This is a genomic window from Pseudomonas sp. EGD-AK9 (genome assembly GCF_000465935.2).
Taxonomy (GTDB): Bacteria; Pseudomonadota; Gammaproteobacteria; order Pseudomonadales; family Pseudomonadaceae; genus Aquipseudomonas.
This window is the reverse complement of sequence record NZ_AVOF01000167.1, coordinates 1-7,155: the sequence shown is the minus strand read 5'-3', so window position 1 is coordinate 7,155 and position 7,155 is coordinate 1. Positions and strand designations below refer to the sequence as shown.

The 7,155-nt window shown below is 67.0% G+C and carries 7 protein-coding genes and 1 pseudogene; 3 read left to right on the top strand and 5 right to left on the bottom strand.

The genetic code is table 11. The features are described from left to right. From N878_RS09355 to N878_RS09345, 3 genes and pseudogenes are all read left to right on the top strand, one after another. A pseudogene (locus tag N878_RS09355) lies at positions 1-276 on the top strand (MFS transporter); the annotation flags it as partial. Positions 277-369: 93 nt separating this feature from the next. After that, complete coding sequence (gene htpG / locus N878_RS09350; protein ID WP_021443403.1) at positions 370-2,274, top strand: molecular chaperone HtpG; 1,905 nt, start codon at positions 370-372, stop codon at positions 2,272-2,274. 282 nt (positions 2,275-2,556) lie between these two features. Then, a complete protein-coding gene (locus N878_RS09345) occupies positions 2,557-3,345 on the top strand; it encodes a dienelactone hydrolase family protein (protein WP_021443402.1) in 789 nt (262 codons plus the stop codon). Between the two features lie 61 nt (positions 3,346-3,406). Here N878_RS09345 and N878_RS09340 read toward each other — a convergent pair whose 3' ends face one another. The 5 genes from N878_RS09340 to N878_RS09320 form a co-directional block, all read right to left on the bottom strand. Further along, positions 3,407-4,186, bottom strand: a complete 780-nt coding sequence (locus N878_RS09340) for a DUF4394 domain-containing protein (protein WP_021443401.1) — start codon at positions 4,184-4,186, stop codon at positions 3,407-3,409. Between the two features lie 165 nt (positions 4,187-4,351). Further along, positions 4,352-5,065 carry an anti-sigma factor gene (locus N878_RS09335; protein WP_021443400.1) on the bottom strand — a complete coding sequence of 238 codons (714 nt, stop codon included), beginning with the start codon at positions 5,063-5,065 and terminating at the stop codon, positions 4,352-4,354. Further along, positions 5,062-5,610 (bottom strand): sigma-70 family RNA polymerase sigma factor, encoded by a 549-nt coding sequence (locus tag N878_RS09330; protein ID WP_021443399.1) that lies wholly within the window; start codon positions 5,608-5,610, stop codon positions 5,062-5,064. Before N878_RS09330 ends, N878_RS09335 begins: the two co-directional genes overlap by 4 nt. 87 nt (positions 5,611-5,697) lie before the next feature. Further along, positions 5,698-6,558 (bottom strand): pirin family protein, encoded by an 861-nt coding sequence (locus N878_RS09325; protein WP_021443398.1) that lies wholly within the window; start codon positions 6,556-6,558, stop codon positions 5,698-5,700. Next, entirely contained in the window at positions 6,555-6,956 is a 402-nt protein-coding gene (locus tag N878_RS09320) for an OsmC family protein (RefSeq protein ID WP_021443397.1), read from the bottom strand. The genes N878_RS09325 and N878_RS09320 overlap by 4 nt, the downstream gene beginning before the upstream one ends. Between the last annotated feature and the right edge of the window lie 199 nt (positions 6,957-7,155).

Genomic DNA, 7,155 nt, shown 5'->3' with positions numbered 1-7,155 from the left:
CAGCCCGAGGCGCAGCCGGTGGAGGAGCGCCTCAGCCGGCCGCTCGACCGCCGCCAGCGCTTCAGCCTGGCGCGCCTGCAGCGCAACCCCGAGCAGTACCGCAACCTCAGCATGCGCCTGAGCAAGGCCAGCGGCGGCACGGTGGAGGGGCGCTTCGTCGGCATCGACGCCGACGGCAGCATCCGCCTCAACCAGCAGCTGGGCAGCGGCGCCGGCCAGGCCAGCTTCAGCTTCAAGCCGCAGGAAATCGGCCGCCTCGAATTGCTCGAGCCCTGATTCCGCCAAGCCCTTGAAATCCATCGCACTGCCCCCACCTGTAGGACATCCGCCGCGTTAGTGGCTTAGTCCTGCATGTGGAGTTAGACGACCATGAGTGTGGAAACTCAAAAAGAAACCCTGGGCTTCCAGACCGAGGTGAAGCAGCTGCTGCACCTGATGATCCATTCGCTGTACTCGAACAAGGAAATCTTCCTGCGCGAGCTGATTTCCAACGCCTCCGATGCCGCCGACAAGCTGCGCTTCGAGGCGCTGGCCAAGCCCGAGCTGCTCGAAGGCGGCGATCCGCTGAAGATCCGCCTGTCCTTCGACAAGGACGCCAAGACCGTCACCCTCGAAGACAACGGCATCGGCATGAGCCGCGAGGAAGTCATCGCGCACCTGGGCACCATCGCCAAGTCCGGCACCGCCGACTTCCTCAAGAACCTCTCCGGCGACCAGAAGAAGGACTCGCACCTGATCGGTCAGTTCGGCGTGGGCTTCTATTCGGCCTTCATCGTCGCCGACAAGGTCGACGTGTTCAGCCGCCGTGCCGGCGCCCCGGCTAGCGAGGGCGTGCACTGGTCGAGCAAGGGCGAGGGCGAGTTCGAGGTCGCCACCATCGACAAGGCCGAGCGCGGTACCCGCATCGTCCTGCACCTGAAAAGCGGCGAGGAGGAGTTCGCCGACGGCTGGCGCCTGCGCAATATCGTCAAGAAGTACTCCGACCATATCGCCCTGCCCATCGAGCTGCCGAAAGAGCATTACGGCGAAGACAAGGACAAGCCGGCCGAGCCGGAGTGGGAAACCGTCAACCGCGCCAGTGCCCTGTGGACCCGCCCGCGCACCGAGGTCAAGGACGAGGAATACCAGGAGTTCTACAAGCACGTCGCCCACGACTTCGAGAACCCGCTGAGCTGGAGCCACAACAAGGTCGAGGGCAAGCTGGAATACAGCTCGCTGCTCTACGTGCCGGGTCGCGCGCCGTTCGACCTGTACCACCGCGAAGCGCCCAAGGGCCTCAAGCTCTACGTGCAGCGCGTGTTCATCATGGACCAGGCCGACGAGTTCCTGCCGCTGTACCTGCGCTTTATCAAGGGTGTGGTGGATTCCAACGACCTGTCGCTGAACGTGTCGCGCGAGATCCTGCAGAAGGATCCGGTGATCGACTCGATGAAGTCGGCGCTGACCAAGCGCGTGCTGGACATGCTGGAGAAGCTGGCCAAGGACAAGCCGGAGGACTACAAGACCTTCTGGAAGGCCTTCGGCCAGGTGCTCAAGGAAGGCCCGGCGGAAGACTTCGCCAACAAGGAGAAGATCGCCGGCCTGTTGCGCTTCGCCTCCACCGCAGGCGAGGGCGACGAGCAGTCGGTAGCGCTGGCCGACTACCTGGGCCGGGTCAAGGAAGGTCAGGACAAGATCTACTACCTGACCGGTGAATCCTACGCGCAGATCAAGAACAGCCCGCACCTGGAGGTGTTCCGCAAGAAGGGCATCGAGGTGCTGCTGCTCACCGACCGCATCGACGAGTGGCTGATGAGCTACCTGACCGAGTTCGATGGCAAGCAGTTCGTCGACGTGGCCCGTGGCGACCTGGACCTGGGCAAGCTGGACTCGGAAGAGGACAAGAAGGCCCAGGAAGAAGTGGCCAAGGCCAAGGAAGGGCTGATCGAGCGTCTGAAAGGCGCGCTGGGCGAGCAGGTCAAGGAAGTGCGCGTGTCGCATCGCCTGACCGACTCGCCGGCGATCCTCGCCATCGGCGAGCAGGACCTGGGTCTGCAGATGCGCCAGATCCTCGAGGCCAGCGGGCAGAAGGTGCCGGAATCCAAGCCGATCTTCGAGTTCAACCCCGGCCATCCGCTGATCGAGCGCCTGGATGCCGAGGCCGACGAGGACCGTTTCGTCGACCTGTCGCACATCCTCTTCGACCAGGCCGCGCTGGCCGCCGGCGACAGCCTCAAGGATCCGGCCGCCTACGTGCAGCGCCTGAACAAGCTGCTGGTGGAGCTGTCCGCCTGACTGGCCAAGCAGTAGAAAAGCCCGCTTCGGCGGGCTTTTTTTATGGTTCTGCGCATTTTTGCGCAAAGGGTAAGCGTGACAAACGAGCCAGTGCCGCGGATGGCGCAAGCTCGCGCTCTGCTCCCGCCAGGCGCTTGCTCCAGCTCCTGCGGATCAAGGCACGCTGGACCGAGCTGTGGGCACTCTGACACGTCCTGTGTAAAACCCGTGCGCCAGCGGCTTGGTCATCGCCGGTTGCAGGACTATGTTTAGGGGCCAATCCTTGCGAAGGAAGGCCTCGCCATGCAGAAGAAGACACTGGTTCCCCTGTTGTGCGCCGCATTCGCCGGTCTTGCCGACGCGGCTGTCGTGACCAAGACGATTGCCTACGAGATCGAAGGCGAAGCCTTCGAAGGCGTGCTGGTATACGACGACTCGGTGACCACGCCGCGTCCGGGGCTGCTCGCCGTGCCCAACTGGATGGGGGTGAACGAGGACACCGTGGCCAAGGCCGCCCGTGCGGCGGGCGACAAGTACGTGGTGTTCGTCGCCGACATGTACGGCAAGTCGATTCGTCCGAGCAACGCCGAAGAAGCGGGTGCCGCGGCCACTGCCGTGCGCGCCGATCGCCCGCTGATGCGCAAGCGCGCCCAGGCGGCGGTCGAGGTGCTCAAGGCGCAGAGCGGTGAGGTGGCGCTGGATCTCGACAAGCTCGGCGCCATCGGCTTCTGCTTCGGTGGCGGCACGGTGCTGGAGCTCGCGCGTTCGGGCGCGCCGCTCAAGGGTTTCGTGTCCTTTCACGGCAACCTGGACACGCCCAACCCGAGTGATGCGCAGAACATCCAGGCGCCGGTGCTGGTGCTGCACGGTGCCGATGATCCGGCCGTGCCGCAGGCTCAGGTCGACGGCTTCATCGCCGAAATGAAGGCGGCCAAGACCGACTGGCAACTGGTCAGCTACGGTGGCGCGGTGCACTCGTTCACCAATCCCAAGGCCAACGTGCCGGGGCGCAACGAATATCACCCGGTGGTGGCCGCGCGGGCGTTCAAGGCGATGAACGATCTGTTCGATGAGGTGTTCACCGAGCAGTGACCGCGGGTTTACTGCGCGTTGAACGAAAGGCTGCGCCCAGTGGGCGCAGCCTTTTGTCATCTTACTGCGCGGGCAGCACGGCGATATCGATGATGCCGTCCGGCAGGTCGGCGATGTCGCCCAGGGTGGTCGGCTTGCCGCTGGCCAGATCGAGCTGATGCAGGGTCTTGCCGGTCAGCAGGTAGGCGGTGTTGCCACCTTTGCCATCGCTGGCGATGTCCATGGCGGCCGCCGCGAGGCCATCGGCGACCTTGCCGACCAGTTGCTGCACGCCGTCGTTCGGCGGGTTCTGCAGCATCAGGCCGGCGCTGGCCAGGTCGATGTTGTACAGCGCGGTGCTCTGCGTGCCGGCATAGGCGTTGGTGTAGGCACCGGCGACCACCTTGGGCTGCTGGCCGGCGTAGGGGCCGTCGGTGGCATAGGCGAGCTTGCCGTCCACGGCCACTTCACCGGTATCGACATTCACCCGCAGGCTGGTGCCGTCCGGGCCGAGCAGGCGCAGGCGGTCGGCCACCGGGTTGAAGTCGACCACGGCCTGGCCGCTGCCAGCCAGTGCGGTTTGCAGTTTGCTGCCTGCGGTCGCCTGACCGCTGGCGGCGTCGAGGGTGTAGAGCTGATCGGCGCCGCTCAAGGCATAGAGCTGGCCGTTGGCCGGGCGCACATCCAGGCCGCGCAGGTCGCTGGCGCCGCTGACCGCCATGCTGCCGGTGACCTTGAGGCCGGCGACATCGACCTTGTACAGCGTGCCATCGGCGTTCAGTGCGAGCAGTTCGGCGGCGCTGGCGGCACCTGCGCCCAGGGTCAGCAGGCCGGCGGTGCAGAGGGTAGTGATGCGTTTCATGTGGGTTCCTCGTGAAGGTTTCAGCATCGAGACGAAACCGGCTGGCCGGTTTCGCAGGTGCCTCGACGAAACACCTGTGAGCTATACCCGCGAGGAATGGAGCTGGATGTCGGCGGCGGAAATTTTTTTCAAGCGGCTTGCCGGCCGAGCGGCCGGCAAGCCCTATCAGTTGGCGCTGGCCAGCACGGCTCGACCGATATAGAGCACCGGGCCGCTAGGGCGGTCGTAGGGCGAGCCACCGGCCGGTTCCAGGGTCAGCTCGAACAGTTGGCCCGCCTGCACGGCGCCGATCTGTTCGGCGGGCAGGCGCAGCGGCTTGCCGGCCTCGACCAGGCCCAGCGAGCGCGGGCCTTCGGCCGGATCGATCAGCGTCCAGAACTGCAGGGCGCGGCCCTCCGGCACCTGGTCGGCGACCAGCGGATCGAGCAGCAGCGTGCCATCGCTGCCGACCTGGATGACCCAACCCGGTTTGGCCGCTTCGCCCGGTTGCTGCAGCACCACGGTGTAGCGTTCGCCGGCGATGTCCGGACTGCGCAGGATCGGCAGCAGTACGGCGACCAGCAGGGCAACGGCCAGTGTGGCGGCGGTCAGGCGCCAGGTCAGCAGGCTGTTCCACCAGTTGGCCAGGGCGCTCGGGCGTGGCTCATCATGCAGGCCCAGGCTGCGGCGGATACGCACCCAGAGTGCCGGGGAGGGGGCCTGGCTGGGCAGCCGGTCGCTCAGCTCGAGAAAGTGCCGCTCCCAGTCCAGGGCCATGCGCGCAGCGTCTTCGTCGTGCTCCAGCAGTTGGCGCACCTCGTCGGCCTCGGCGCCGTCGAGCAGGCCGAGCAGGTACTCGCCGATCAGGGCGCGACGTTCTTCGGGGTCGTGCGGAATCATGCTTGCAGACACTCCTGCAGCGCGCGCAGGCCGGCGCGGATACGGCCCTTAATGGTGCCCAGCGGTGTGCTCAGGCGGCGGGCGATCTGCTCGTGGGTCAGGCCACGGTAGAAGGCCAGCAGAATCGGATGGCGGCGTGGCCTTTCCAGGCGTTGCAGGCAACTGCGCAGCAGGCGCCGCTCGGATTGCTGCAGCGCCTGCGCCTCGGCCTGCGGGCTGTCGTCCAGCACGCGCTCGATGAAGTCATCGTCCACCTCGACCTGTCGCCCGCCGCTGCGCAGGGCGTTGAGCACGCGGTAGCGCAGGATGCTATGCACCCAGGCGCGACCGCTGCCCAGTTCGCGTCGATAACGCGCGGCGTGTTGCCAGATGCGCACGAAGGCATCGTGCAGGCAATCCTCGGCCATATCGCGGCGGCCCAGCATGCTGATGGCCAGGCCGAGCAGTTGCCCGGCCTCCTGTCGGTAGAGCGCCTGGAAGGCGCGCTCGTCGCCGCGCGCGCAGGCTTCCAGGGTGCTGTCGTAGTCGAAGTCGCGATCCGCCATGGGTCATCCGTTGGCCTGGTTCAGTCCGCCCGCAGCTTATACCCGCCGGCGGCGTCAGCGGATCACGCGAGTGCAACAAAAAGCTGCTCAGCGCGGCAGTTCGATGCGTGTGGTCTCGCCGGGCACCTGCGGCCAGTCGCCCGCGGCCCAGCGCTGGCGGGCCTGGTCGATCAGTTCGGGGGTGCTGGCGACGAAGTTCCAGTTCATTCGCCGCGGCCCCAGCGGTTCACCGCCGATCAGCGCCAGGTGGCACTCGCTGCAGGCGCTGAGGGTCGGGCTGGCGCCTTCCTTCAGCACGGCCAGGCTATGAAGGGGCAGGGCCGTGCCGTCCAGGTCGGCTTCGCCGTCGATCAGGTACAGCGCCCGCTCGCGGTGCTCGGCCGTTATCGCCAGGCTGGCGCCGGCGGCCAGCTTGAGTTCGGCGTAGAGGGTCGGCGAACGCACCGGCACCGGCGACTCGAGGCAGAAGCCGCTGCCGGCGATCAGGGTGATCTGCACGCCCAGGCTGTCGCTGCGCGGCAGCGTGCTGGCCGGGTGGTGGCTGTAGGCCGGCTCGCCGTTCTCCTCGGCTGTCGGCAGCGCCAGCCACACCTGCAGGCCGTGCAGGCGCTTGGCCTGCCCGAGCAGCTGCGGCGGGGTGCGCTCGACGTGGGCGACGCCGCGGCCGGCGGTCATCCAGCTGACGTCGCCGGGGCCGACCAGCTGATCGGAACCGAGGCTGTCCTTGTGCTGCAACTGGCCCTCGAACAGGTAGGTGAGGGTGGACAGGCCGATATGCGGGTGCTGGGCGATGTCCATGCCGCTGCCGGCCGGATAGGGCTGCGCCAGTATATGGTCGAAGAACACGAAGGGGCCGACGCTGCGGCACTGCGCCGAGGGCAGCGGGCGCAGGATCGGCTGGCCGGCGATATCCTCGGCGCGCGGGCGGATCAGCAGCAGGTCGCTCATGGCCGTGCTCCGCTCAGGCGGGTGTCGACCTGGATTTCGGCGCCGGTCATCAGCTTGTGCACCGGGCACTTGTCGGCGATGCGCAGCAGTTGCTGGCGCTGGCTTTCATCCAGCGCACCGCGCAATTCCAGTTCCACCGCCAGGCGGTAACGTCCCTGGCGCTCCTCGCTGTCGTCGCGCTCCACCTTCACGTCCAGCCCCTCCAGCGGCAAGCCGCGCTGGCGGGCGTAGAGCATCAGGGTCAGGGCCTTGCAAGCGCCGAGGGCGGCGTCGAACAGGTCGTGCGGCTCCGGCCCGGCACCGTCGCCGCCCAGCTCCGCTGGTACGTCGCTGTCGAGTCGATGCGGGCCGATGTCGATGTGATGCAACAGGCCTTTGGCGGTGCTTACGCGAATCATGGCGGGTGTCCCGGCGAGTGATGGTGCTGCCAGCCTAGCGCAGGCCGGGGCGGTCAGACCAGCGCCGACAGCCGTACATCGGCGCCCAGCACGCGCAGCAGACGGCCCTGGGCGTCGAGGATGGGCACCGAGACGGTGAAGCAGAAGGCGTCGGTGGCCGAGGAGCGGTAGACCTGGGTGATATGGCTGCGCAGGCCGT